This is a genomic window from Pectobacterium jejuense (genome assembly GCF_026800125.1).
Taxonomy (GTDB): domain Bacteria; phylum Pseudomonadota; class Gammaproteobacteria; order Enterobacterales; family Enterobacteriaceae; genus Pectobacterium; species Pectobacterium jejuense.
In genome coordinates, this window is sequence record NZ_JAPQKX010000001.1 from 201,117 (window position 1) to 227,961 (window position 26,845).

A 26,845-nucleotide genomic window follows, 5' to 3' on the forward strand; every position below is an offset into this window, starting at 1 on the left:
TTGTAAGATTATGCCAGAGAATGTGCAGCCAACACGCATCCCCCACACTAACCGAGAGGCGATTGCCAGCCAGTCGCTGACGTTGAGTTACGAAAAGCAGGTCGTGATTGATGCGCTGGATATCACGCTGCCCGCTCAGAAGATTTCGGTGCTGGTGGGCAGTAACGGCTGCGGCAAGAGCACGCTATTGAAGTCGTTTGCCCGTCTGCTGAAACCCACGAGCGGGACGATTATCGTCAACGGAGCGGATATCCATCGGCAATCCACCGTTGAGGTGGCGAAGTCGCTAGCGATTCTTCCGCAAACGCCGACCGCGCCGGAAGGCCTGACGGTCTATCAACTGGTGAAGATGGGGCGCTACCCGCATCAGTCGTGGTTGAGGCAGTGGTCGGCAACGGATGAAGAGAAAGTGCTTCAGGCGTTGCGCAGTACCGGCGTGTTGGCATTAAAGGATCGCGCGGTGGATTCGCTATCTGGCGGACAGCGCCAGCGCGTCTGGATCGCGATGACGCTGGCGCAGGATACCGACATCGTCCTGCTGGATGAACCGACGACCTATCTCGATCTGGCGCATCAGATGGAGGTGCTGGATTTGTTGCGGGAACTGAACGCGCAGCAGCACAAGACCATCGTTATGGTGCTGCATGATCTGAATCTGGCGTGTCGCTACGCACATCACATGGTGGCCGTCCATAATCGGACGGTATTTGCGCAGGGCAACCCGCGCGATATTCTCACGGAAGCCACGGTAAAGACGGTGTTTAACCTGAACTGTCGCATCATTGACGATCCGTTCTTCGGCACGCCACTGTGTATTCCGTTTGGACGTGAAGCGTCGGAGCGCGCGGCCGATGTCGGCTAACCGCCTGACCGCACCGCAGTGGGCGATGCTCTCCGGCACGCTGCAATTAACGGATGCCGCACAGCGCGCAGGGCAGGAGAGTTGCCCGAGCCGTAGGGTGTTGGATCCTGAGTATTGCCGCTGGCTGCTGGAAACGCTGACGCCGCCGCTGCTGTCGCCATCAATCAAGATTACCGCTTCGCTGCTGGCGAAGCGGATTGGCTTCTTAACCACGGCCGCCAGCCTGTACGCCATGTCGGTGTATAACAAAGGGCTGAACATGACGCTGGATAACTGCGTGTTGGAATTCGGACACGCTCGCCTGTGGACATCGACTATGCCGCTGTACGATCTCACTGTCTCCCTGCCGGAACTGGGGCAACGGGACGCGTGGCGCGATAGCCTGTTCGATACGCTGTTTGCTCAACACCTGTCGCCGATCCTGCATACGCTGTCGGCGGTGTCGGGCGCGCCGCTGCGTATTCTGTGGGAAAACGTCGCGGTGCGGGTGTTCTCGTTATACGAACAGCGTATTGAGTGGGACGATCCGGCGGCGGAGTGCTCGCCGGGAATGACGCTGGAACAGCAGGTGCAGCAGGACTTTGACGCCTTGCTGGCTGCGCCCGGCGAACGTTTTGGCTGTGATGATAATCCGCTGAAACCGTTCTTTCGTGCGAAAACGCGGGTTCCCGTCGCGGGGCGCTCGGTGAGCTTTCGTGACGTGCGCTTTCGCCGCACCTGCTGTTTTTATTACAAGGCGTCACAGCCGCAGGAATACTGCCAAAACTGCCCATTACTGCGCCCCGCTAGAAAAACGTAGGGAACGTTTTTCAACGTCGCTTGCGACGGCCCGTAGGGTGGCGGGCAGGAAGCTCGCCATACAAAAACCGGCTGATACAGATAAAAATCCCTTAGTGCTCAGAATCTCTGCTACAATCGTCGGCAGTCATGCACCGTAGTTGTGCTCGTTCACCGTGGTTGTTGCGTATGTCGTTGTTACGTGAAGTGTTACGTGAGTTGTTACGTAAATAGTGGCCCAGCAAACCCGTCTTACTGACCCTCTGAAAACTACACCGGCTGCTGTCCGGTCAGAGCGGATCTGGAGTTGTTCTTTTTATGTCATTTGATTCTCTCGGCCTGAGTGCCGATATTCTGCGCGCGATTGACGAGCAGGGTTATCGCGATCCTACTCCTGTTCAGCGTCAGGCGATTCCTGTCGTGCTGGAAGGGCGCGATTTAATGGCCAGCGCACAAACCGGTACGGGTAAAACAGCGGGCTTTACGCTGCCGTTATTACAATTGCTGACCAGCCGTGAAGCGCAGCATAAAGGGAAAGGTCGCCGTCCGGTACGCGCGCTGATCCTGACGCCAACCCGTGAGTTGGCTGCGCAGATTGATGAAAATGTGAAGGCGTACAGCAAGTATCTGAACCTGCGTTCACTGGTCGTATTCGGTGGGGTGAGCATTAACCCACAGATGATGAAACTGCGCGGTGGCGTAGATATTCTGGTGGCAACGCCGGGGCGTCTGCTCGATCTGGAGCATCAGCGTGCCGTTGACCTGTCACAGGTTGAAATTCTGGTGCTGGATGAAGCGGACCGTATGCTGGATATGGGCTTCATTCACGATATTCGCCGTGTGCTGGCGAAGCTGCCTGCTAAGCGTCAAAACCTGCTGTTCTCGGCGACCTTCTCTGATGAGATCAAAGCGCTGGCGAACAAGCTGCTGACTAACCCCGCCTCGGTTGAAGTCGTGCGTCGTAATACGCCGTCTGAACTGGTTACGCAGCACGTGCATTTTGTTGATAAGCGCCGCAAGCGTGAACTGCTGTCGCAGCTGATTGGTGAAAATAACTGGCAGCAGGTGCTGGTATTTACCCGCACCAAGCACGGCGCTAACCATCTCGCTGAGCTGCTGGAAAAAGACGGTATTACCGCTGCCGCTATCCACGGCAATAAAAGTCAGGGGGCGCGTACTCGTGCACTGGCGAATTTCAAAGATGGCAGCATTCGCGTGCTGGTGGCGACAGATATCGCCGCGCGTGGTCTGGATATCGACCAACTGCCGCACGTGGTGAACTATGAACTGCCAAACGTGCCGGAAGATTACGTTCACCGTATCGGTCGTACCGGCCGTGCGGAAGCAACGGGCGAAGCGCTGTCGCTGGTCTGTGTGGATGAGCACAAACTGCTGCGCGACATCGAGCGTCTGTTGAAGCGTGAGATTCCGCGTATCGCTATCGAAGGCTACGAGCCGGATCCGTCCATCAAAGCCGAGCCGATTGTGAATGGTCGTCAGGGCAACCGTGGCGGCGGTGGTGCGCGTAACGCATCTCCTCGCGCACCGTCTGGCGCACCACGCGGTCAGTCCGAACGTCGTCCGGCCGATGGCAATCGCCAGCCGCGTAAAGCGGGCGGTAATAGCGACAGCCCGTGGGGTGGGAATAAAGGCAATAGCGGTAAGGGCAGTGGCGAAGGCCAACGCCGCGCGCCGCGTCCGCAAAACCGCAGTAAGCCAGCGGACAAGTAAAATCGATAGGGAGCCCAGCGGCTCCCTTTTTTATCGCGTTATTTCACCGTGGCAGGCTGTGCGGCCAGACGGCGTGGGCGATAGAACATTGCCGCGTTGCCCGCCAGAATCAGCAGCAGGCCGATAAGCGCGTTGGGCCGCCACTGGTAATCTTCAAATAGTGTCGAAATCGACAGTGCCACCAGCGGAAAGAGCAGCGTGGTATACGCTGCCTGACTGGCACCGATGCGACCGATCAGGCTGAAGTAGGCACCGAAGCCGATGACGGAACCAAAGATAGCCAGATAGAACAGGGAACCCAGATAGCTGGCGCTGTACTCCGGTGCGAAGCTATACCCCTGAATCAGGCTGAACAGCCCCATCCACAGTGCGCCATATCCCATGCCCCAGCCGTTGGTCGTCAGTATGTCGCGGCCCTGTCGCTGGTGCTGAGCGCTAATCATATTGCCAAGTGAGAAGCAGTAGGTGCCCAGAATGCTCAATCCCACGCCCCACAGCAGATAGGGCTGAGCATCGATTTGCATCAGGTCATGCCAGAACAGCGCGACGATGCCGATCAGCCCGAGCGGTGTGGCGATCGCCACGTTGCGTGTTAACGGCTGGCCGAAGAAAATACGGCTATTAAAGGCATTAAACAGTACCGCCATCGAAAAAATGATGGATTCCAATCCGCTCGAAATCCAGGCGATGGCGTGATAAAAACAGAGAAAGTTGACGCCGAATACGCATAGCCCTTGTACCATACACAGCAGATGAGCGCGTGACGAAAGCGGACGCAGGCGACGTGTCAGGGCCAGAAACGTCAGCAGGATGGCCGATGCCAGCGCAAAGCGCCAGAACACGGAGACTTCGGCAGTGACTTCACCGTGTTGCAGGCTAATCGCGATCCAGGTCGTGCCCCAAATCAGGACGACAGAAAAATAGAGTAAGATATTCATTGAGTGATTCCGCATGAGTGCATGACGGCAGTATGGCGCGTGCGTTTGTCGCGGGCTTTCAGCCCCTTGCGGTGAATAACAGAATCTTGCGGTTAAATGAAAAACGGAGGCAGCAATGCATCGTTATAAAGCGTTCGATACCATGCTGCATCATAAAACCGAGCTGCGCGACACCGTTGAGCTGACGTCCGGCGTACGGCTGGCCTCCTGGTTTAACCGCCATGACCGCGTCACGATGGAAAACACCGAACACCATACGCTTAGCCTTTATATTGCGGATGGCTATGAGAGCTATCATAAAACGGCGGACGGCTGGCATAACGGCGGCGGGCCGGATCGTTTCTGCCTGATGCCGAAACAGAGTACATCGACCTGGGACATCCGTGGCGACCTCGAGTTTGTGCATCTGTATTTTGACGATACGCACCTGCGGCAGCTGGCCGAGCAAACCTGGGATCGCAGCCCGGCGTCGATCTGCACGGAAGAACGGATATTTGGTAGCGATCCGCTGATTACCTCGCTGTATCGGCAATTTCTGCTCAGCAACCGCTGGGACGACTCGGCGAATCAGCTTGTGCTGAGTAGCGCCGCAACGCTGTTGATGATTCAGGTGCTGCGTGGCTACACCCAATTGCAGTGGGAACTGCCGACGGTGCGCGGCGGGCTGGCACCTGCTGTACTGCGGCGCAGTAAGATGCAAATTGAGGCACATCTCGATCAGCCGCTGACGTTACAGACGCTGGCGGCGGAAGCGGGGCTTAGCGAGTTTCACTTTGCACGCATGTTTCGCCAGAGTGTGGGCATGGCACCGCATCAGTATGTTCTGAAACAGCGGTTGGCCCGTGCGGAGGCGCTCGTGCGACAGGGTACGTTGTCGATTACGGACATTGCGCTGGCCTGCGGGTTCAGCTCAGCTAGCCACCTGAGCCACCAATTTAAAAAGGAATATGGTTTGACGCCATCGGCGCTGCGGCTGGCGCAGAAGTAGACCGGAAAAGTAGATGGGTAAACAGTCAGTGAGGCGTTGTTGAGGCGGACAAGTGTCCGCCTCACGTTTTTCTGGACGCGATTACTTCGCCGCCAGCAGGCATAAATTCAATGCCACTTCATACGATTTCACAAACGATGGCACAGGAAGAAACTCAAAGCGCGAGTGGAAATTGTGTGCACCGGTAAAGAAGTTCGGCGTGAGCAATCCTTTGGCAGACAGCGCGGCGCCGTCCGTGCCGCCACGCATCGGTGTCACTTTGGGTTCAATGCCCAGCGTGTCCAGTGCGGCAAACAGCAGGTCGATAGCACGGCGATCGTCGGTGATGGCGTTGCTGATATTGCTGTAGATATCGGTGAGGGTGTAGGTCACGTTGCCAGTCGGATACTGCGCGGCAATCTTCTCTGCGATTGCGGCAATCTGCTGCTTCCGCTGTTCAAACGTAGCTAAATCAAAATCGCGGATAGACGCTTTGAGCTTCGCCTCATTGGCGTTCGCCGTCAGATCGTTAAACCAGACATAGCCCTCGCGTCCTTCCGTGTGCTCCGGCGTCTGCTGGCGATCGAACTGGCTGATAAAGTCATGTGCCATGAGCAACGGGTTAACCAGCACGCCTTTCGCCGACATCGGGTGCGCTGGCACACCGGTAAAGCGAATTTCCGCGGAAGCCGCATTGAAGTTCTCATACACCACTTCACCCAGCTCGCAACAGTCGATGGTGTAGGCAAAATCAACATCGAAGCGTTTAAGATCGAGCGCTTTCGCCCCACGCAGCCCAATCTCTTCATCCGGCACGAAGGCGACCACGATATCGCCGTGCGGCGTCGCGTCAGTCAGGTTCTCCATCAGCGTCATGACCACGGTAACGGCAGATTTGTTGTCCGCGCCGAGTACGCTGGTGCCGTCGCTAAAAATAATGTCCTGCCCAACATACGGTAGAATTTCCGGGTGTTCCGCCGTGCGCAGCCAGATGTCCTGTTCGGCATTCAGACACAGGTCTTCACCGGTAAAGCGCAGCGTTTGCGGGCGAATATGCGGCGACAGACCAACGTCAACCGTATCGATATGAGTAATAAAACCGATGCGCGGTGCGGACGGACAGTTGCCCGGCTTCACGGCCGTCACGGTGGCATGCTCATCAATCACCACATCCTGTAGGCCCAGCGCGCGCAGCTCGTCCGCCAGCAATCGCGCCATGTCATGCTGTTCCGGTGTGCTAGGCAATGTTGTCGAACGGGCATCGCTTTGGCTGGTGACGGCGAGGTAACGGTAAAAACGCGTGCTGAGCTGCTGAGCTAAACGGTCTGTCATAACGAATCCTTTTTATTCAGTAATAGCTATGACAGTTATCCTAACGTAGAAATTATTTCATTCGGTGGTTTTATTTGTCATTTTATTGTCATGGCTTTCTCTTTCAGGCAGGGGACGTCAGAAAGCAAACGCACTAAATGGGACACGAATAACACTAAATGGGACACGAATAACACAACAAGCGAGGACTGGAATGAAAAAAGCAGGAATACTATTGACTCTGGCAGCGTTGACGCTGGCGGTCGCCTCAGCGGCTTCGGCGAATACGCTGGTGTACTGCTCTGAAGGATCGCCGGAAAACTTTAACCCGCAGCTTTACACCTCCGGCACCAGCGTGGATGCCAGCGCCGTGCCGATTTATAACCGTCTGGTGGATTTCAAGGTGGGCACCACGGAACTGGTGCCGAGTCTGGCAGAGCGTTGGGACATTAGCGCCGATGGGCGCGTCTATACCTTCCATTTGCGCAAAGGTGTGAAATTCCAGAGCAATAAATACTTCAAACCTTCGCGCGATTTTACCGCCGACGACGTTATTTTCTCCTTCATGCGGCAAAAAGATCCGCAGCACCCTTACCACAGCGTCTCGAAAGGGACCTATGCCAATTTTGAGAGCTTGTCCTTTGGCTCGCTGATTCAGAGCATCGAGAAAGTGGATGACCACACGGTGCGCTTTACGCTCTCCCATGCGGAAGCGCCGTTTCTGGCCGATTTAGCCTGGTACTTCGCGTCTATTCTCTCTGCGGAATATGCCGATGCGATGCTTAAAGCCGGGACGCCGGAGCGCGTGGACATGGAGCCGATTGGCACCGGACCGTTTGAATTAGCGCAATATCAGAAGGATTCTCGTATCCTGTTTAAAGCGTTCCCCGACTATTGGGAAGGCAAGGCCAAGCTGGATCGGCTGATTTTCACCATCACACCGGATGCCTCTGTGCGGTATGCCAAGCTGGAGAAGAATGAGTGTCAGGTGATGCCGTTCCCTAATCCCGCCGACCTGCCGCGCATGAAAGAAAACAAGGACATCGTGCTGATGCAAAAGGCCGGACTGAACACCGGTTTCCTGTCGTTCAATACTCAGAAAGCACCAACGGATAATGTGAAAGTACGGCAGGCGTTAACGATGGCGATTAACAAGCCGGCGATTATCGAAGCCGTTTTCCAGGGGACCGGAACGGCGGCGAAAAACCTGCTGCCGCCGGGTGTCTGGAGTGCCGATAGCGACCTGAAAGATTATGACTACGATCCTGAGAAGGCGAAGGCGTTACTGAAAGAAGCCGGTTTGGCGGAGGGCACCGCTATCGAACTGTGGGCGATGCCAGTGCAACGTCCGTATAACCCGAACGCCCGCCGCATGTCGGAGATGATTCAGGCGGACTGGGCGAAAGTCGGCGTGCAGGCCAAAATTGTCACCTTCGAGTGGGGCGAATACCTGAAAAGAGTGAAAGGCGGTGAGCATCAGGCGGCACTGATGGGCTGGACAACGGCAACGGGCGATCCTGATAACTTCTTCGGACCGCTCTTTACCTGTACGGCGGCCAACGGCGGATCCAACTCGGCAAAATGGTGTTATGCGCCGTTTGATAAACTCATTATCGAAGCACGCGCTTCACAGGATCACGAGCAGCGTATTGCCCTGTACAAGCAGGCGCAGCAGATGATGCACGATCAGGCACCGGCCGTCATGATTGCGCATTCCACCATCTTTGAACCCGTACGTAAGGAAGTGACCGGATATGAGGTTGACCCGTTCGGTAAGCATATTTTCTATCAGGTAGACGTGAAGAAATAAGATGCAGAGAGTCTGGTACGCGCTGTGCCAGACTCTGGTGTGATGCGGTTACTCGGTTTCATCACCGTAATACAGCTTACCGATGCGGATAATATCGCGCCCCTGTGATTTGCGATGCTTATTGGAATCGCGCAGAGAATAAATGCAGCCGCAATACTCCTGTTGATAGAAACGTTCGCGTTTGCTGATTTCGATCATGCGCGATGAGCCGCCGCCTTTGCGCCAGTTGTAATCCCAGTAGGTGATGCCGGGATATTTCTGCGCGGCGTTCTGACCACATTCGTTAATCTGCTGCATGTTTTTCCAGCGGGAAATCCCCAATGAGCTGGAAATGACGCTAAAGCCGTTTTCTGCGGCGTACAGCGCCGTGCGCTCGAAGCGCATATCAAAGCACATGGTGCAGCGAATGCCGCGTTCCGGTTCCCACTCCATGCCTTTGGCGCGTTCAAACCAGTTATCCGTATCGTAATCCGCATCGATGAAAGGCACGTTATGCTGTTCGGCGAAACGGATGTTTTCCTCTTTGCGGATCAGGTATTCGCGCTGCGGGTGGATATTGGGGTTATAAAAGAAAATGGTGTAATCGATGCCAGAAGCGGTGATGGCTTCCATGACTTCACCAGAGCAGGGCGCGCAGCAGGAGTGCAGCAACAGCTTGTCGGCATCATTCGGCAGAGAAAGCTGTGGACGTTGCAGTGCAGCGGTTTTGACGTTCTGCATAGTTTTGACATTCGACATAAGAAATGGTCACTTCGTTGTGGTCCGTAAGGACGGTGTCGGCACAAGTTCGTCACGAATTATTGATGATATGTTCACAAGAGGCAACCTCATGGCCTGCCCTGCGTTATCTTTCCCGTTGCGTTCCCCGTACAATACCCCCTAAGATTGCCTGCTTTTTTTGGCCTGAATGGCTGTGATTAACGATCGAATGGTTACCGAGTAGCGTTATGCGTGTTCTGCTTGCCCCGATGGAAGGGGTTCTCGACTCATTGGTGCGAGAACTGCTGACTGAAGTAAATGATTATGACCTGTGCATCACCGAATTTTTACGCGTGGTGGATCAGTGTCTGCCGGTTAAGTCCTTTTATCGCCTTTGCCCGGAATTACACCATGCCAGCCGCACGCCATCAGGCACGCTGGTACGTGTTCAACTGCTGGGACAATATCCACAGTGGCTGGCGGAAAATGCGGCGCGAGCGGTAGAACTGGGCTCGTATGGTGTCGATCTTAACTGCGGCTGCCCGTCGAAGCTGGTGAACGGCAGCGGAGGCGGGGCGACGCTGTTAAAAGATCCTGAACTGATTTATCGGGGCGCAAAAGCGATGCGTGAGGCGGTGCCCGCACACTTGCCAGTCACGGTGAAAATCCGGCTGGGCTGGGATTCCGGCGCTCGCCAGTTTGAAATTGCCGACGCGGTGCAGCAGGCGGGTGCAAGCGAGCTGGCCGTGCATGGCCGCACGAAAGAAGACGGTTACAAGGCCGAATGCATTAACTGGCAGGCAATAGGGGAAATCCGCCAGCGATTGCGGATTCCGGTGATCGCCAACGGCGAAATCTGGGACTGGGAGAGCGCACAGGACTGTATGGCGACAACGGGCTGCGACGCGGTGATGATCGGGCGGGGCGCGCTGAATGTGCCGAATCTGAGCCGCGTGATTAAGTATAACGAACCGCGCATGCCGTGGCCGGAGGTCATGCTGCTGCTACAAAAGTATGTGCAGTTGGAAAAGCAGGGCGACACGGGACTGTATCACGTCGCGCGCATCAAACAGTGGCTCGGCTATTTGCGTAAAGAGTATGACGACGCCACAGAATTATTCAGCGAAATCCGTACCTTGAAGACTTCAACAGATATTGCACGCGTGATTGGTGAGCCATAGAGGCTTACCGTTTCTTTTTCTGTCTTCCTACGCTTCGTGTTCTCATGACGCTGTTCAGTTTTAACGCACCCCATCACTCTCGCACTGGCCTGTACTTTACTTTACGAATCGGTTGACGGTATAACACACCATCTATCTGGAAGTTTAGACGTCTATACCCGTCATACTTCAAGTTGCCTGTGCGTTGGCTGTGCTCACTCACCCGAATCACTTACCTGTGTAAGCTCATCGGGATTCCCTCACTTGCCGCCTTCATGCAACTCGAATTATTTAGGGTCTATACCGTTCTGCTGCATAAAGCAGGGCGGATACACTGATAAAGAAAGGTCATCATGGAACAACACGCATCAGGCACGGAAGGGCAGTTTAAACGCACCATGAAAGCTCGCCATTTGGTGATGCTTTCGCTCGGTGGCGTCATCGGTACCGGCCTGTTTTTTAATACCGGCTACATTATTTCCACGACGGGCGCGGCCGGAACGCTATTGGCGTATCTGATCGGCGCGCTGGTGGTGTATCTGGTGATGCTGAGTTTGGGTGAGCTGTCCGTCGCCATGCCGGAAACCGGGGCGTTCCATGTGTATGCGTCCCGCTATCTCAGCCCTGCAACCGGCTATACCGTGGCGTGGCTGTATTGGCTGACGTGGACGGTTGCACTGGGCTCCAGCCTGACCGCGGCCGGTTTTTGCATGCAGTATTGGTTTCCGCAGGTGCCGGTCTGGACCTGGTGTCTGCTGTTTTGTGTGCTGATCTATCTGCTGAATATCGTGTCGTCCCGCTTCTTTGCCGAAGGCGAATTTTGGTTCTCTATCGTTAAAGTCGTCACGATTCTCGCTTTTATCGTGCTCGGTGCTGGCGCGATGTTTGGCTTTATTCCGATGCAGGACGGTTCACCCGCACCGTTCTTCCAGAACATTACCGCGTCTGGCTGGTTCCCACACGGTGGCCTGCCGATCCTGATGACGATGGTGGCGGTGAACTTCGCTTTCTCCGGTACGGAGCTGATCGGCATCGCGGCTGGAGAAACCGAGAATCCGCAGAAGGTCGTGCCGATGGCGATTCGTACTACCGTTGCGCGGCTGGTGATCTTCTTTCTGGGCACGGTGCTGGTACTGGCGGCGATCATTCCGATGGAAGAGGCCGGTATCGCTAAAAGCCCGTTTGTGCTGGTGTTTGAAAAGATTGGTATTCCTTACGCCGCCGACATTTTTAATTTCGTGATTTTGACGGCGATCCTGTCTGCCGCTAACTCGGGGCTGTATGCCTCGGGGCGTATGCTGTGGTCGCTGTCCAACGAAGGCACATTGCCGCGCCGTTTCTCTCGCCTGACGCGTCGTGGTATTCCGCTCTTTGCGATTTCCGTCAGTATGCTGGGCGGGCTGCTGGCGCTGTTTTCCAGCGTGGTCGCGCCGGATACTGTCTATGTGGCGCTGTCCGCGATTTCTGGTTTTGCCGTGGTGGCGGTGTGGCTGAGCATCTGCGCCTCGCACTATATGTTCCGCCGTCACCATGTCCGCTCGGGAAAACCGCTTTCCGACCTGCAATATCGCGCCCCTTGGTTCCCCATCACGCCGATTCTTGGCTTCCTGCTGTGCCTGCTGGCCTGCGTCGGGCTGGCGTTTGACCCAAGCCAGCGGATTGCACTGTGGTGTGGAATTCCGTTTGTCGCGCTGTGCTATGGTGCTTATTATTTCACGCAGTCAATGAAGAAACGTAGATTAACGGGAGCGGAAGACATTGCGTAAGAATACGGTTACCGAAATGCTGGCGACGGCATCAACGATTGTGCTGGACGGCGCGTTGGCGACCGAACTGGAAGCGCGCGGCTGTGATTTAACGGATCCGCTGTGGTCGGCGAAAGTGCTGGTTGAAAATCCGGCGCTGATTTATCAGGTGCATCTCGATTATTTCAAAGCTGGGGCACAGTGTGCGATTACCGCCAGCTATCAGGCGACGCCGCAAGGGTTTAAGGCGCGCGGGTATAGCGAAGCGGAATCACTGACGCTGATTGCCAAGAGCGTGCAGCTGGCGGCGCAGGCGCGAGATGATTATCGTCGCGATAATCCGCAGGCTGGCACGCTGCTGGTGGCGGGGTCGGTGGGGCCGTACGGTGCCTATCTGGCGGATGGTTCGGAGTATCGCGGTGATTACCAACTGCCGCAGACCGAGATGATGGCGTTTCATCGGCCGCGTATAGCGGCGCTGCATGAGGCGGGTGCCGATCTGTTGGCCTGCGAGACGCTGCCGTCTTTTGCCGAAATAGAGGCGCTGATTGCGTTATTGGCCGAATTCCCTCAGGCGCAAGCTTGGTTCTCCTTTACGCTGCGTGACAGCGAACACCTCAGTGACGGCACGCCGTTGCGTACGGTGCTGGCGCAGGTCAATGCCTGTTCGCAGGTGGTCGCTGTGGGTATCAACTGCATCGCGCTGGAAAATGTGACGCCCGCGCTGACGCACCTGTCCTCGCTGACGGATTTGCCGTTGGTGGTTTATCCCAATTCCGGCGAGCAGTATGATGCGGTAACGAAAACCTGGAGCAGCGCTCACGATGACGCCTGCTCGTTGACCGCGTATTTGCCCGAGTGGCAAGCAGCAGGCGCACGGCTGATTGGCGGCTGCTGCCGAACCACGCCCGCGGATATCGCCGGTATCGCACGCTGCTGCCAGCATGAGGGCCAGCACTAAATAAGGGGATGCCGTGATGGAAAATGATGTGAATCTGCAACAGGCGTACTCGCTTGCCAGACAGCGTGTCGCGCCGGATGTGCCGGTAACGGTGCTGTACATTGGCGAACAGCAGACGACGGTTGTCTGCGGAACGGCGTCACAACCGTCGGCAACCCTGCAATTGACCATCGGTTTTGACAAAACGGCGGCGGCGTTTTTCAAGCATCTTCCCCCCACGCCAGACGAGATGGAGCGGGCGATCATGGCGGTAGAGGATGAGGTGACGCGCATTCGCCACGACATCCCAGCGGATTCCGTTCTGTTTTCTTTCGACCCCGCATTGGTGACTCTTGCTCAGATTTCGGGAGCAGAAGAAGAGGACGCAGGCTGGCGTTTACCGCAAGATGACATGGAACGGACATTTAAACGTCTGGAACGCGTCATGCAGGGTAGCCCGGCAAGCTGGGAGGGGATCCCGCTAGAGAACGCTTTCTCCGCCCGATTGCTAATTTTTCGTGAGTTTATGCACCATCACGGCTTCGATTCTGCACTGATTTTGCTATTACCTGCAGTTGCTGCGTGAAGAACTAGCGGTTTTTCCCTTCTCAGCTACTATTAACGGCGGTCAGCGTCCAGCAAGGATTCTGACCGCATTTTTTTGCTGAGAAATCGCCGATAGCATTCATCTAACAATATTCGTTGTCAGGAAATTGCGATCGGGATATCTGACGTTGTAAGGTAATAACGCTGCATGATTATCAAGGTCATGCTATCGCGGTACCAGGATGTGACAGGATGTGGAGGTGTTAATCAAGGAGGATTAGAGGACGGCCCCTGGGCCATATTATGTTACCTGTATGATCTATTTTGCGGATGACCGAATCATTATTATCTTGAATTTCCGTATGACAGCGTAATAAAACGCTGAATGATGTAGCGGAGAGTCAATGTTATTTCAGGGAATCCAGTGAGGGGAAAGAACATGGTTGAACATTTCACAGGGAAATATGAAGTTGAGCTTAAATTTCGCATCGACGATATCGCTGTTTTCAGGAATACGCTTTTTAGCCTTCATCCCGAGGCTTTCGTCTTTGAAAATAAAGAACACGATGTTTATTACGATGATGCAGAGAATCGCCTACAGCAGCAAAATATCAAAATGCGGGTGCGCCGCATGGAGCCATCGGGCATTAAGCTCTGGATTGTGAAAGGGCCGGGCGTCGATCGCTGCGAAGCGGTTAACGTCGAAGACTTTGAAAAAACCGACAGCATGCTACAGACGTTGGGGTATCGACCTCTTTTTGAAATACATAAAATCCGTAGCATCTACTTTTTAAACGCCTTCCATATTACGCTCGATTATATTGAATCACTGGGTTATTTCGTGGAAATATCAGTGATGACCGATGATGAGACCCAGTTGAAAGCACTCAGAGAACGGTGTATAGAGTGTGCGTTACGGCTTCAATTGCCATTGGATAATATTGAAACGAAATCTTATTATCAATTATTAGGCTTTAATTAACTGTTATTTTCTGGTTATTGAATTGTTGTTTTTATTGTTCTATTTGCACACGGGGAAATGATGAAAAAATCTATTTCGGCGGCGCTGGCTACGTTAGTGATGGCGTTCTCTCTGTCCGTTCATGGTAGTGATGGGGTGCACTACAAAGACGGTGCCTACATCGGTAAAGCGCAGGGGAAGGCAGCAGAAGTTGAGGTCACGGTTAGCATTAAAGACGGGAAGATCGCCAATGCTGAAGTGCTGAAGCATGGCGATACCGAAGCGATGATGCTGAGCGCGACGGATCAGATTGTGCCGGAACTCATTGAGAAGCAGGACATTAACAAGGTGGATGCGGTAACAGGGGCAACGTTATCGAGCCAGGGGGTGATTAATGCGGTGAAACAGGCGCTGGAACAGGCCAAAGTCACGCCGTAGTCACCCCGGTTTTTTGGCTATTACCGTTAATGAAGGCCTAAGTGATTAAGGAGTCGTACTGCCGTGGAAAACCTGCTGATTATTCTGCGTCACACGCCTTATTGGGTGTGGATCGTGTTGGGTTACCTGATTTATGCCGGCGTAAAAGCCAGTCAGCCACGGCAGCAATCGCTGGCACGGATGTTAGTTGTGCCGACCATTTTTATGGTGTGGGGCATCAGCGCGATTTTTCATACGCTGCGGCTCCCGCTTGCGGCAGCGGGCGGATTTCTGCTGGCATTGATGATTGGTCTGGGCATCGGCTGGGCATGGGGGAAAACGTCAGGCATTTATTTGCCGGAATCACGCTGTTTTAAACGTACCGGTTCGTGGTGGTCGCTGGTCTTGATGCTGCTGACGTTTTGTTCTCATTTCTACTTTTCCGTCCAGTTGGCTCTGTTTCCCGCGTTGGCGCATGACCCCGTATTCTGCCTGCTGTCCGGCGCGGCAAGTGGGATTACCGCAGGGATATTCAGCGGCGTCAGTCTGCGGTTGCTCAACCACATGCGCAAAATAAGACCATCTCTGACGTAACATAATAAAAAACGGTAGGTTGCCAAAACCGTCTGTCAACATTTGTCACAAAGCTTTTCTGCTGTATGAGTGCGCAGGGAAGGACGGTAAATTATAATGCCGCTGCCCATCCCTTTCATTTAACAGAATACTGTTTAAGTTATTGAAGAATGACTAAAAATTTTAAGCTTTCTCTTTTTGGCCTGTTGGTGCTATCAACCCATGCTGTGATGTTGCCTCAGGCTGTGGCGAAAGCGCCGACGTACTCCGCTGGCACGGCGCATCAGGAAATTGCTTCCGGTAGCGCCATGGTGGTGGATCTGCGTGATAACCACATCCTTTATTCCAGCAATCCTGATGTGGTGGTGCCGATTGCTTCGGTGACGAAACTGATGACGGCGCTGGTGGTGTTGGATGCCAATCAACCGCTGGATGAAATCATCTCTGTCGATATCAGCCAGACGAAAGAAATGAAAGGGGTTTACTCGCGCGTTCGTCTGAACAGTGAGATCAGCCGCCGTGACATGCTGTTGCTGGCGCTGATGTCATCAGAAAACCGCGCGGCAGCCAGTCTGGCGCACCACTATCCGGGCGGCTATCAGGCGTTTATCCGCGCGATGAATGCCAAAGCCCGTGCGTTGGGGATGGCCCATACGCGCTATGTTGAGCCGACCGGGCTGTCTATCAATAATGTCTCGACTGCCCGCGATCTCACCAAGCTCCTGATTGCCAGCAAGCAATATCCGCTGCTGGGCCAGCTTAGTACCACTCAGGAGAAAACCGCGACGTTCTCCCACCCGGCGTACAGCCAGCCGTTCAGAAACACGAACCATCTGGTCTATAAAGCGGACTGGAGCATTCAGCTCACCAAAACGGGTTTTACGAATCAGGCGGGGCACTGTCTGGTGATGCGTACCGTCATTAATCAGCGGCCTGTTGCGCTGGTGGTGTTGGATGCCTTCGGTAAATACACGCATTTTGCGGATGCTAACCGCCTGCGTAAGTGGATTGAAACCGGTAAGGTTAGCGAGGTGCCTGCCGCCGCGTTGAGCTATAAGAAACAAAAATCGCTGGCTTCCCGCCAACCACAGAGCATGGCGAGTATCGAAACCGAATAATCAGTACTCCCCTTCCTGATGGTGTGGAAGGGGATGACTTAACGGTGGCCTAGGGAGCCACCGCCTGCACGGGCTGTCACGCTTGAGCGCGAAAATCTTCTATCACTTCACCCGCTTTTTTCACTTCGTCATCATGCGCAGCTTCACGCCAGGTTTCCGCTAATGCATCCTGTAGCCAACGCTGCATGGCTGGCTGTGCTAACAGATGGTCGCAATAGGCAGTGGCTTCCGGCGAAACGGGAAGCTGGTAGGTTTTGATACGGAAGACAACCGGTGCAAAGAAGGCGTCCACGGCCGAAAACTGTTTTCCTGCCAGAAACGGTCCGCCAAAGCGCGTCAGTCCTTCCTGCCACAGCTCGCAGATGCGGTTAATGTCGTTACTGAGGTCTGGCGATATTTCGTTCATTTTAACGCGCACGCCGCAGCTCATGGAGCAGATGCTACGCAGTGCGGTAAAGCCGGAATGCATTTCGGCAGCGGCACAGCGTGCCCAGGCGCGGGTTTTGGCATCAGCAGGCCAGACGCCGGGATGTTGTTCAGCCAGATATTCGGTAATCGCCAATGAATCCCAGACGGTGGTTTCGCCATCGATCAGGCAGGGAACTTTTGCCGTCGGCGAAAAGGCCTTAAATGCCGGCTGTGACATGCCCGGTGCAAAGGCAACCTGTTTCTCTTCGAAAGGAATCGACAGTGCTTTCAACAGCACCCACGGACGCAGTGACCAGGACGAATAGTTTTTGTTGGCGATATACAGCTGATACATGTCTGATGCTCCTTGTGTTAACGAAGCCTTAGGATTAGCACGAAAGGTAGGATAAATCATCCTCCTCTCCGGGGTTCGTCTATCGGTTTTGCGCAGCGCTGTCAGGATGTGGGTGCAAACGGAAGACGGGGAATGTCAATTATGCGTATCGTTTAGCATTATTCTTGCAGTTTTTATTAAATGAAATCTCAACAAATGCACTATATTACGCGCTGTGCATTTGAGTGCGTCGGTGCGGCAACCACTATCGGGAAGCCTTATTCGCTTAAGGCAAGAGAAGGTGTTTTTCGCCTTGTCAGAGAAGGGATGTGACCGTCGGAATCTTCAACCTGTCTTGTGCTTCAGCGCGCTGTTCTGACTCTGACGCCTGGATTGACTGGGTCTTTATAACGAATGAAATGGCTTACTTCACTGACTATAGCAATTGGACTTGCCTGTAATCCGGCGTTTGCGCAGGAGCTGACGTCTGCGCCGACCTCGCTATCGCCTTCACATCAGCAACGTGATGCGTTTGTCACCGATCTGCTGAAGAAAATGACGCTGGAAGAGAAAATCGGCCAGCTCCGATTAATCAGCGTCGGGACGGATAACCCGAAAGAAGCCATTCGGGAAATGATCAAAAACGGCCAGGTTGGCGCGATTTTTAATACGGTGACCCGCCCGGATATCCGTGCGATGCAGGATCAGGTCATGCAGCTCAGCCGCCTGAAGATTCCCCTGTTTTTTGCCTACGACGTGGTACACGGCCAGCGCACCATTTTCCCTATCGCACTGGGGCTGGCTTCCAGTTGGGATATGGACGCGATTGCGAAAAGTGCACGCGTAGCGGCGTATGAAGCAACGGAAGACGGTCTGAACATGACTTGGGCGCCGATGGTGGATATTACCCGCGATCCGCGCTGGGGCCGTGTGTCAGAAGGCTTCGGTGAAGATACCTGGTTGACCAGCAAAATTGCTGGTGTGGTAGTCAAATCCTTTCAGAGCGATGATGTAACGGGACGCCACTCGCTGATGACCAGCGTAAAACACTACGCGCTCTACGGTGCGGTGGAAGGCGGACGTGACTATAACACCGTGGACATGAGCCCTCAGCGCATGTTCCAGGACTATATGCCGCCTTACAAAGCGGCGATTGATGCGGGCAGCAGCGGCGTGATGGTCGCGCTGAACTCAATCAACGGTACGCCAGCTACCTCCAACAGCTGGTTGCTGAAAGACGTTCTGCGCGATCAGTGGAATTTCAAAGGCATCACCATTACCGATCACGGCGCGATTAAAGAGTTGATTAAGCACGGCGTGGCAAGCGATCCGCGTGATGCATCGCGTCTGGCGGTTAAATCCGGTATCGGCATGAGTATGAGCGACGAGTATTTTGTGCGCTATCTGCCTGAGCTGGTGAAAAGCGGGGCGGTGAGCGTGCAGGAGATTGACGATGCCTGCCGTCAGGTGCTGAACGTGAAATATGATATGGGGCTGTTTGAAGATCCGTATCGTCACCTGGGGCCAGTCGGTTCCGATCCGGTGGATACCAATGCGGAAAGTCGCTTACACCGTCTGGATGCACGTGATGTGGCGCGTAAGAGTCTGGTGCTGTTGAAAAACCGCCTGCAAACGCTGCCGTTGAAGAAAGAAGGCACGATTGCCGTTGTGGGGCCATTAGCTGACAGCCAGCGCGATACGATGGGAAGCTGGTCTGCCGCGGGCGTCACGAAACAGACGATTACTGTCTATCAGGGCCTGAAGAATGCCGTCGGCGATAAAGCCACCATTCTCTATGCCAAAGGTGCCAACGTCAGTAATCACAAAGGCATTATCGATTTCCTGAATCAGTATGAAGATGCCGTTCAGGTGGATAAACGTCCGCCGCAGGTGATGATCGATGAAGCCGTCGCAGCAGCGAAGAAGGCGGATGTGGTCGTTGCGGTTGTCGGTGAAGCGGCAGGGATGGCGCATGAAGCGTCCAGCCGTTCGAACATCGACCTGCCACAAGGTCAGCGAGACCTGATTGCCGCGCTGAAAGCCACGGGTAAACCGCTGGTTCTGGTGCTGATGAACGGACGTCCTCTGGCGCTGGTGCGTGAAGATCAGCAGGCAGATGCGTTACTGGAAACCTGGTTCAGCGGTACGGAAGGGGGTAATGCGATCGCCGATGTGTTGTTTGGTGACTATAACCCGTCCGGCAAGCTGCCGATGTCCTTCCCACGTTCCGTTGGTCAGATCCCAATTTATTACAATCACCTGCCGTCAGGCCGTCCTTACACGCCGGAAAATCCGGGCAAATATACGTCTCATTACTACGATGAGGCCAACGGGCCGCTCTATCCGTTCGGTTACGGCCTGAGCTACACCACCTTCAGCGTGTCAGACGTGCGTTTGTCTAGCCAGACAATGAAGCGTAACGGGACGATCAACGCCAGCGTAACGGTGAAAAACATCGGCAGCCGTGCAGGGGAAACAGTCGTGCAGCTGTATGTGCACGATGTGGTGGCCTCCATCAGCCGTCCGCTGAAAGAGCTGCGTGGTTTTGAGAAAGTGATGTTACAGCCGGGAGAATCCCGCACGGTCACCTTCACGCTCGATCAGGACGCGCTGAAGTTCTACAATGCCAGCATGCAGCAGGTGGTGGAACCCGGCAAATTTGATGTGATGATTGGTCTGGATTCACAGCGTGTGAAGAGCGACAGCTTCACCCTGCTATAATGATGTTCGTCTCGTCGCCGAAAACTCCGGCGGCGAGACGAATTGTGCTGATCGTAATACAGTGTGACTGCCGGAGAGTAGAGTATTGCAGGAGAAAGCTATGCCGTTGACTGAAGTGGTGCTGGTTGATGAAAATGACAGGCCAACGGGCGTAATGGAAAAGCAGGAAGCGCATGTAAAAGGAGCATTACATCGTGCGATTACCGTCTATGTTTTCAACTCTCGCCAGCAGTTGTTATTGCAGCAGCGCGCAGAGGAGAAATACCACAGCGGCGGTTTATGGAGTAATACCTGCTGTAGCCATCCTGCGCCCGGTGAAGAGACGTTGCAGGCAGCACATCGCCGCTTGTATGAAGAAATGGGGTTACGCTGTGCGCTGACGCCGATGTTTACGCTGACCTATCGTTTGCCGCTGGATAACGGGCTGATTGAGCATGAATTGGGTCATGTGTATTTTGGCGTGACGGACGACGTCCCGCAGATGAATCCCGATGAAGTGTCGAGCTATGCATACCAGTCGATAGACGAGATTGCCCAGCAAATGGCGACGACGCCCGAACAGTTTACGGCCTGGTTCCAACTGACCTTCGCACGCATTCCTGAGTACTGGCAGACGTTTCAGTCAGAACAGTCACATGAGTTAAAATAGCCGAATTAGTTAAAACAATCACATTAGCCTAAATAACCGCGTTAATTGCCGCGTTTCCGTGCGGCACTGCTCGTGCATTTTTGTCGTAAATGTGTGCCGTAAGAATAGCGCGCGCGGCGGGCCGAAAGCCTCAGCCCGCGTGCTCGATAATAATGTAGCCCACGAGCATCATGCCGGACATGCCACCTAAGGCTAGCAGGGCAAAGAGACTGATAATGCCGATTTTTTGAAGAGTCATCAGGTTATCCTTTTGTTAATTGCCTCGAATTATAATGCCTTCCGCCCATGAAACAAGGCCGAAACGCGCCTTGCTTTTTAAATGCCCTTCATTAGCGAAATAACAGCAGCAAACCGAAAAACATCAGAATGACGCCGGCTCCGCGCTCAATCGGGTTAAGCCAGCGGGTTAAACGCTGTTGAATCAGTGGGCGAGCGATCAGCGCGGCGATCAGCAGATCCCACACCAGCACGACAGAAAACATCCAGCTACCGCTGACGACTTGCTGCGTAGGCGTCACATGTTGCCCAAGAATACTGGTCATCAGGCTGATGTAGAACAGCATGTTTTTGGGGTTCAACAGCGCCGAACCAAGCCCTAGCAGAATTTGTTTACGCAGCGTCGGGCAACGCTCGGACTGCTGTTCCGCCTTTAGCGATAGCACAGAACGACTTTTCACTAACTGATAGCCAACCCAGAGCAGATAAGCCGCCCCGGCTAATTCGATGAGGGTAAACAGCGTGGGCGAATGTTGAATACCTGCCCAACCGATTGCCGCCAGCAGAATATAAACGCCGTTGCCCAGCGCAATACCCAGACAAATTCCCGCACTGCCGCGCAGTCGGTAGCGAATGGCATAGGCCGTCAGCAGAAAGAAGTCCGGGCCAGGGCTCAGTAGCGCCACAAAATGCGCCAGCGCCAGAGCAGGAAAGTGGGTAGGAAAGAGCGAGTCGGCGGAAAAAAGGGTACTGATAAACATGATATTTCTGACCTCAATAAGTAATCGAGGTCAGTCTAGACAAGGTGTTCGGCTATTTATTGTCAAATATTGATCGCGCGTACTGACCCGGCGTCGCGGCGGTATATTGCACAAACGTTTTGTGGAAATGGCTTTGATCGCAGAAGCCGCTTTGATAGCTGGCATCAACCAGCGGCGTGCCCTGTTTCAGCAGCGACTTGGCATATTCAATACGGGCATTATTCAGGAAGGCCATCGGTGTAATGCCGGTATCGTGACGAAACTGCCGCACGATGGTTTCACGCCGCAGGTTCAACTCCTCCGCCAGCGTTTCCAGCGAGGGCGATTCTTGTAAATTATTCAGCAGACGCTCGCGTACGTGTCGCGTCGTAGTTTGCGAAGCATGATGGGGTAAGGCGGGCAAACAGGACGGTGCAGGCTGGCAATATTGTCGCCAAATCGGCTCCAGCATCGCTTTGAGCTGGTTATCTGCCGATGTTATGTCCCCCTGATAAAGCAGGGCAACCACGTGCTGATAACGTATAAACAGGGCGGGATCGCGCAGAATAACGCGGTTGCAATGCAAGGTCTCCGCCTGATAACCACAGTGAACCGCGATCTGATCGAGACACCATTCGGTATCCAGATAAAGCATGTGATAACTGCGCGTCTTTCCGGGCAGCGGGTTACAGCTGTGCGGCTGTTGAGGATCGATGAAGATCAGATCGCCAACCTGCAAGTGATGGGTTTCGTTGCGGTAATGGCAAAGCGTTTCGCCGTGCTCTATCGCGCCAATCGAGAACTGTGCATGGCTGTGTGTTTTATAGGCGTGGCTGCTGTTGCGCGTGCTGCGGCTTTCAACATGCGGTAGTCGTGGCGAAAACCAGTACGATTGGTTAATGGCGTGGACTGAAGACATAATTTACCGCTCGCGAGAAAGACCATGTTTGATAAAAATAATCGTTTACCCTAATCGTTGGACAGACGATTGTCGAGGTCGGAATTGTCGCGAACGTGATATCGGCTGACGTCGCCGGGCGTCTGTGGGACAATGGCGGCCAGATTACACAGATACAGAGTATGCATGACGCTGTCCCCCGCAATAAAATTGCAGATTGGCCAATGGTATAAGGCCCTGCAAGAGCAAATCCCGGATTTTATTTCCCGCGTTCCCCAGCGACAGATGATTGCCGAAGTGGCGAAAACACTGGCGGGTGATTACCCGCGCCATTTGGCTATTGAAGCGCCAACCGGCGTTGGGAAAACGCTTTCTTATCTGATTCCGGGTATTGCGGTAGGGCGTGCGGAGGATAAAACGCTGGTGGTCAGCACCGCGAATGTGGCGTTGCAGGATCAGATTTACAGCAAAGATTTGCCGCTGTTGCAGAAGTTTATTCCCGAACTGAAATTTACCGCTGCATTTGGCCGTCGTCGTTATATTTGCCCACGTAATCTGGCGATGCTGGCAACCGATCCCGATGCGCAGGGGGACTTACCGCTCTTTCTGGATGATGAACTGATGTCCGCCAACAAGGAGGAAAAACGCACCTGCGTACGGCTTGAGAAAGCGCTGCAAGGCTATGCCTGGGACGGATTGCGCGACCATTATCAAGACGCGATTGACGATAGCCTGTGGCAGAAGCTGAGTACGGACAAAGCGAACTGTCTCGCGCATAACTGCCATTACTACCGCGAGTGCCCGTTCTTCACCGCACGGCGTGAGATCGAACAGGCCGATGTTGTCGTCACCAACCATGCGCTGGTGATGGCGGCGATGGAAAGCGAATCGGTTCTTCCTCCTCCTAAAAATCTCCTGCTGGTGCTCGACGAAGGGCATCATATCCCCGACGTTGCCCGCGATACGCTGGAGATGTCTGGCGACATTCATCCGGCTTATATGATGGCGCAACTGGAACAGCTGGTGCAGCTTATCGGCCAGTGCATGGCGCAATTTGCGCCTAAATCACCGCCGCGACTCGCTAACAGCGAGCGGTTAACCAGCCACTGTGAGGAGATCCGCGAGTGTGTGCTGTCTTTCTCGCAAATGTGCGGGCTGTTCCTTCCGCATGACGGGCAGGAAACCGAATACCGTTTTGCGATGGGCAAAATGCCGGATGAAATGCGTGAACTCTGCGTGCGGTTGTTCAAACTGACGGATACGCTGCGGGCGCTGGCGGAGTATATGCTTAACGATCTCAGCGAGAAAACCGGCAAGCATGATGTGGTGCGGGTCTATCAGGCTCTGCTGAAAATGAGTCGCCAGCAGGGCTACCTTGAGTCTATGAGTAAACTGTGGCGATTGGCGGCGATGGAAAAATCGTCGAACGCGCCGGTTTCCAAATGGATCACGCGGGAAATGCGCGATAACCAGCCGCATCTTCACCTACACTGCGCGGGCATTCGCGTCTGCGATCAGCTTGAAAGGCTGCTGTGGGGGAAGGTCTCGCACATTGTGATGACCTCGGCCACGCTGCGCTCGCTGAACAGTTTTTCTCGTATACAGGAGCTTTCTGGCCTCAGCGAGCAGGAGGGAGATACCTTCATCGCGCTGGATTCGCCGTTCAACCACCGCGAGCAGGGGCGTCTGGTGATTCCCAAAATGCGTTATGAGCCGCTGATGGAATCGGAAGCGCAGCATATTGCTGAAATGGCACAGTTTTTCCGAGCGGAGTTAAAACAGGATAAGCATAAAGGGATGCTGATGCTGTTTGCCAGCCAGCGTGCGATGCAGCTCTTTCTGACGCAGGTGACCGATTTGCGCCTGATGCTGCTGGTGCAGGGAGATAAGCCGCGCTACAGGCTGGTCGAGCTACACCGTCAGCGGGTACAGGAAGGTCAGACTAGCGTGCTGATTGGTTTGCAGTCCTTTGCGGAAGGGTTGGATCTGAAAGGGGAACTCCTTTCTCAGGTGCATATCCATAAAATTGCGTTTCCGCCTATCGACAGCCCGGTCATTCTGACGGAAGGCGAATGGTTAAAAAGCCTCAAACGGCATCCGTTTATCGTACAAAGCTTACCTAGCGCCTCGTTTAACCTCATCCAGCAGGTTGGACGCCTTATTCGTAGCCATGACTGCTTTGGTGAAATTGTCATTTACGATCGTCGCCTGTTGACCAAAGGCTATGGCGCACAGCTGCTGGCGGCGCTGCCCGTCTTCCCGATTGAACAACGGGATATGCCATAACAAATTCTTCTATATCCGTCCCCCGAATAAGGGGGTAATTAGTCCCTATTTAGCGCTATATTTTTTTATTCTTATTTGTTAGATTTGTCTCGGAACAGCAAGGATGCCGTTAATACGTGTGACAAAGTATGTCATTAGGTAGTGCGGTTTTTATCAACCAAGGACTGGTAGCATGATGAAAATTAACGCAGTGAATAAAAACTCCTTCCTTTTCAAAAATGAATGCCGTCTGGCATCCGTTCTTCTTGCTGTCCATCTCAATACCAATAATAAAAATTAGTCACCGTGACTTTATTATTTATCATTTGATAATAACGAAAATAATTGGCGTTCTTTCTTAATTATTTCCTTATAGAGATAATTTTTATTTATATGCGTTTTTTGGATATAAATATTTTTAGTGAGCGTTATCTACCCAGGAAACGATTAGACCGCGGCTATGTGCGGTACATGCAATACCTCGATTGCATGAAGGGATTTAGGATTCTGATCATCCCGATCAGACTTATGGAGAAGAAAAGATGGCTTTACGAGATGAAGATAAGGATACCGCTGAATCGGCATTGCATGCAGCGGGTACGGGATATAGTGATGTGTACGACCTGTATAATTACCACTCCCGTGGCGATGGACAGCTTAATGGCAAACCTTCGTTCACAAGCGATCTGGCAGCTAAGGAAATTGTCCGCGACGGTCTGACCTGGAATGGCACGAACGTATTCGGTAAATCCGCTAATTTGACCTATTCGTTCTTACAGAACGTGCGGTCTATCCCTTCTGGCGATCAGGGTTTTGTGAAATTCAGCGCAGCTCAGGAACAACAAGCCAAACTGTCTCTGCAATCGTGGTCAGATGTCGCTAATATCACGTTTACTCAGGTTAGCGCTACCCAAAAAGCTACCATCACCTTTGGTAACTACACCCGTGATTCAAGTGGCCGGATGGACTACGATACCCAGGCTTACGCTTATATGCCGGGTAACCACTCGGCAGCGGGCAGCGCCTGGTTTAACTACAACTCCGACACAGTGCGTAATCCGGCGACGGAATACGGCAAGCAGACGCTGACGCATGAAATCGGTCATGCGCTGGGTCTGAATCACCCGGGTTCTTACAATGCGGGCGAAGGCAATCCGACCTACCGCGATGTAACCTACGCGGAAGATACACGCCAGTTCAGCCTGATGAGCTACTGGAGTGAGCAAAACACTGGAGGCGATTTCCAGGGTCACTATGCTGCGGGTCCGCTGATTGATGATATCACGGCAATCCAATATCTGTACGGTGCAAACATGAACACGCGTACCGGTGACACGGTATATGGTTTCAACTCCAATACCGGCCGTGATTTCTATTCAGCGAATAGCAATAGTGACAAATTGATCTTCTCCGTTTGGGATGCGGGCGGTACGGATACGTTTGATTTCTCTGGTTACAGAAACGATCAGCGTATCAACCTGAATGAAGGCGGCTTCTCTGATGTTGGCGGCCTGAAAGGTAACGTCTCTATCGCTCACGGCGTCACGATCGAAAACGCCATTGGCGGCTCTGGCAATGATATTATTATCGGCAATGACGCGAATAATATCCTGAACGGTGGCGCGGGTAATGACGTTATTTACGGCGGCGGCGGTGCAGATACGCTGACGGGCGGTGCGGGCAAAGATATTTTTGTCTATGCCAGCGCCAGCGATTCTTCCTATAAGAACGGCTATGACACCATCACTGATTTCCAACGCGGTATCGACAAAATCGATCTGTCAGCGTTGAATCAAAAAGGTGATTTGCAGTTCGTCAATTCATTCACCGGACTCGGTAATGAAGCATTGCTTAACTGGAATGCAGAGAGCAATACCACCGATCTGTGGCTGAACTTTGCGGGTCAGACCACACCAGACTTTGTTGTACATATTGTTGGTCAGCCTTCAGCGGCAACCGATTTTATCGTGTGATGTAGCAAGGACGGGGTAATCCCCGTCCTTTTCTGTTATCGACTTGGGGCCACTATGAAAAAGTTAATCATCGCGGCGCTGTTAAG

The 26,845-nt window shown here is 53.7% G+C and carries 24 protein-coding genes; 17 read left to right on the forward strand and 7 right to left on the reverse strand.

Annotated features, from left to right (window positions below; genetic code table 11):
• The first annotated feature begins 10 nt into the window (after positions 1-10).
• The 3 genes from NXT09_RS00880 (at position 11) to rhlE (ending at position 3,370) form a co-directional block, all read left to right on the forward strand.
• A complete protein-coding gene (locus tag NXT09_RS00880; RefSeq protein ID WP_240585043.1) occupies positions 11-862 on the forward strand; it encodes an ABC transporter ATP-binding protein in 852 nt (283 codons plus the stop codon).
• Positions 852-1,661 carry an IucA/IucC family C-terminal-domain containing protein gene (locus NXT09_RS00885; protein ID WP_268578535.1) on the forward strand — a complete coding sequence of 270 codons (810 nt, stop codon included), beginning with the start codon at positions 852-854 and terminating at the stop codon, positions 1,659-1,661. The genes NXT09_RS00880 and NXT09_RS00885 overlap by 11 nt, the downstream gene beginning before the upstream one ends.
• A gap of 296 nt (positions 1,662-1,957) precedes the next feature.
• A complete protein-coding gene (gene rhlE, locus NXT09_RS00890) occupies positions 1,958-3,370 on the forward strand; it encodes an ATP-dependent RNA helicase RhlE (RefSeq protein ID WP_268578536.1) in 1,413 nt (470 codons plus the stop codon).
• A 38-nt stretch (positions 3,371-3,408) separates the two neighbouring features.
• Here the strand turns inward: rhlE and NXT09_RS00895 are convergent, their stop codons facing one another.
• A complete protein-coding gene (locus tag NXT09_RS00895; protein WP_268578537.1) occupies positions 3,409-4,308 on the reverse strand; it encodes a DMT family transporter in 900 nt (299 codons plus the stop codon).
• Between the two features lie 115 nt (positions 4,309-4,423).
• Between NXT09_RS00895 and NXT09_RS00900 the strand changes: the two genes are divergently transcribed.
• On the forward strand, positions 4,424-5,296 hold the full coding sequence (locus NXT09_RS00900) for a helix-turn-helix domain-containing protein (RefSeq protein ID WP_268578538.1): 873 nt from the start codon (positions 4,424-4,426) through the stop codon (positions 5,294-5,296).
• An 81-nt stretch (positions 5,297-5,377) separates the two neighbouring features.
• On the opposite strand, the gene pepT is transcribed toward NXT09_RS00900, so the two are convergent.
• Positions 5,378-6,607 carry a peptidase T gene (pepT, locus tag NXT09_RS00905; RefSeq protein WP_268578539.1) on the reverse strand — a complete coding sequence of 410 codons (1,230 nt, stop codon included), beginning with the start codon at positions 6,605-6,607 and terminating at the stop codon, positions 5,378-5,380.
• A 193-nt stretch (positions 6,608-6,800) separates the two neighbouring features.
• Here pepT and NXT09_RS00910 point away from each other — a divergent pair, with 193 nt between their 5' ends.
• Positions 6,801-8,396 (forward strand): ABC transporter substrate-binding protein, encoded by a 1,596-nt coding sequence (locus NXT09_RS00910; RefSeq protein WP_268578540.1) that lies wholly within the window; start codon positions 6,801-6,803, stop codon positions 8,394-8,396.
• Positions 8,397-8,444: 48 nt separating this feature from the next.
• On the opposite strand, the gene NXT09_RS00915 is transcribed toward NXT09_RS00910, so the two are convergent.
• A complete protein-coding gene (locus NXT09_RS00915) occupies positions 8,445-9,116 on the reverse strand; it encodes an epoxyqueuosine reductase QueH (RefSeq protein ID WP_240585049.1) in 672 nt (223 codons plus the stop codon).
• 227 nt (positions 9,117-9,343) lie between these two features.
• On the opposite strand from NXT09_RS00915, the gene dusC reads away from it, so the two are divergent.
• From dusC to pbpG, 8 genes are all read left to right on the forward strand, one after another.
• Entirely contained in the window at positions 9,344-10,276 is a 933-nt protein-coding gene (dusC, locus tag NXT09_RS00920; protein ID WP_268578541.1) for a tRNA dihydrouridine(16) synthase DusC, read from the forward strand.
• A gap of 332 nt (positions 10,277-10,608) precedes the next feature.
• Positions 10,609-12,021, forward strand: a complete 1,413-nt coding sequence (gene mmuP, locus NXT09_RS00925) for an S-methylmethionine permease (RefSeq protein ID WP_039519018.1) — start codon at positions 10,609-10,611, stop codon at positions 12,019-12,021.
• On the forward strand, positions 12,014-12,961 hold the full coding sequence (gene mmuM / locus NXT09_RS00930; protein WP_268578542.1) for a homocysteine S-methyltransferase: 948 nt from the start codon (positions 12,014-12,016) through the stop codon (positions 12,959-12,961). Before mmuP ends, mmuM begins: the two co-directional genes overlap by 8 nt.
• A 16-nt stretch (positions 12,962-12,977) precedes the next feature.
• Positions 12,978-13,526 carry a hypothetical protein gene (locus tag NXT09_RS00935; RefSeq protein ID WP_268578882.1) on the forward strand — a complete coding sequence of 183 codons (549 nt, stop codon included), beginning with the start codon at positions 12,978-12,980 and terminating at the stop codon, positions 13,524-13,526.
• Positions 13,527-13,925: 399 nt separating this feature from the next.
• A complete protein-coding gene (cyaB, locus tag NXT09_RS00940) occupies positions 13,926-14,468 on the forward strand; it encodes a class IV adenylate cyclase (RefSeq protein ID WP_240585053.1) in 543 nt (180 codons plus the stop codon).
• Positions 14,469-14,528: 60 nt separating this feature from the next.
• Entirely contained in the window at positions 14,529-14,885 is a 357-nt protein-coding gene (locus NXT09_RS00945; protein ID WP_039480132.1) for an FMN-binding protein, read from the forward strand.
• Between the two features lie 63 nt (positions 14,886-14,948).
• Positions 14,949-15,458 (forward strand): DUF6622 family protein, encoded by a 510-nt coding sequence (locus tag NXT09_RS00950; protein WP_268578543.1) that lies wholly within the window; start codon positions 14,949-14,951, stop codon positions 15,456-15,458.
• A 149-nt stretch (positions 15,459-15,607) separates the two neighbouring features.
• Complete coding sequence (pbpG, locus tag NXT09_RS00955; protein WP_010280988.1) at positions 15,608-16,555, forward strand: D-alanyl-D-alanine endopeptidase; 948 nt, start codon at positions 15,608-15,610, stop codon at positions 16,553-16,555.
• A 76-nt stretch (positions 16,556-16,631) separates the two neighbouring features.
• Here the strand turns inward: pbpG and NXT09_RS00960 are convergent, their stop codons facing one another.
• Positions 16,632-17,318: a glutathione S-transferase family protein gene (locus tag NXT09_RS00960; RefSeq protein ID WP_268578544.1), complete on the reverse strand. Its 687-nt coding sequence runs from the start codon at positions 17,316-17,318 to the stop codon at positions 16,632-16,634.
• 393 nt (positions 17,319-17,711) lie between these two features.
• Between NXT09_RS00960 and bglX the strand changes: the two genes are divergently transcribed.
• Both bglX and idi read left to right on the forward strand, forming a co-directional pair.
• Positions 17,712-20,018, forward strand: a complete 2,307-nt coding sequence (gene bglX, locus NXT09_RS00965) for a beta-glucosidase BglX (protein WP_268578545.1) — start codon at positions 17,712-17,714, stop codon at positions 20,016-20,018.
• 100 nt (positions 20,019-20,118) lie between these two features.
• Complete coding sequence (gene idi, locus NXT09_RS00970) at positions 20,119-20,667, forward strand: isopentenyl-diphosphate Delta-isomerase (RefSeq protein WP_205551013.1); 549 nt, start codon at positions 20,119-20,121, stop codon at positions 20,665-20,667.
• 130 nt (positions 20,668-20,797) lie between these two features.
• Here the strand turns inward: idi and NXT09_RS22640 are convergent, their stop codons facing one another.
• From NXT09_RS22640 to NXT09_RS00985, 3 genes are all read right to left on the reverse strand, one after another.
• Positions 20,798-20,905, reverse strand: a complete 108-nt coding sequence (locus NXT09_RS22640) for a YohO family small membrane protein (RefSeq protein ID WP_039291214.1) — start codon at positions 20,903-20,905, stop codon at positions 20,798-20,800.
• Between the two features lie 91 nt (positions 20,906-20,996).
• Entirely contained in the window at positions 20,997-21,644 is a 648-nt protein-coding gene (locus NXT09_RS00980; RefSeq protein WP_240585056.1) for a LysE family translocator, read from the reverse strand.
• A gap of 52 nt (positions 21,645-21,696) precedes the next feature.
• Positions 21,697-22,542 carry a helix-turn-helix domain-containing protein gene (locus tag NXT09_RS00985; RefSeq protein ID WP_268578546.1) on the reverse strand — a complete coding sequence of 282 codons (846 nt, stop codon included), beginning with the start codon at positions 22,540-22,542 and terminating at the stop codon, positions 21,697-21,699.
• 165 nt (positions 22,543-22,707) lie between these two features.
• On the opposite strand from NXT09_RS00985, the gene dinG reads away from it, so the two are divergent.
• Positions 22,708-24,807, forward strand: coding sequence for an ATP-dependent DNA helicase DinG (gene dinG, locus NXT09_RS00990; RefSeq protein WP_268578547.1), 2,100 nt, complete (start codon positions 22,708-22,710; stop codon positions 24,805-24,807).
• Positions 24,808-25,328: 521 nt separating this feature from the next.
• Positions 25,329-26,759: a serralysin family metalloprotease gene (locus tag NXT09_RS00995; protein WP_268578548.1), complete on the forward strand. Its 1,431-nt coding sequence runs from the start codon at positions 25,329-25,331 to the stop codon at positions 26,757-26,759.
• Positions 26,760-26,845: the final 86 nt, after the last annotated feature.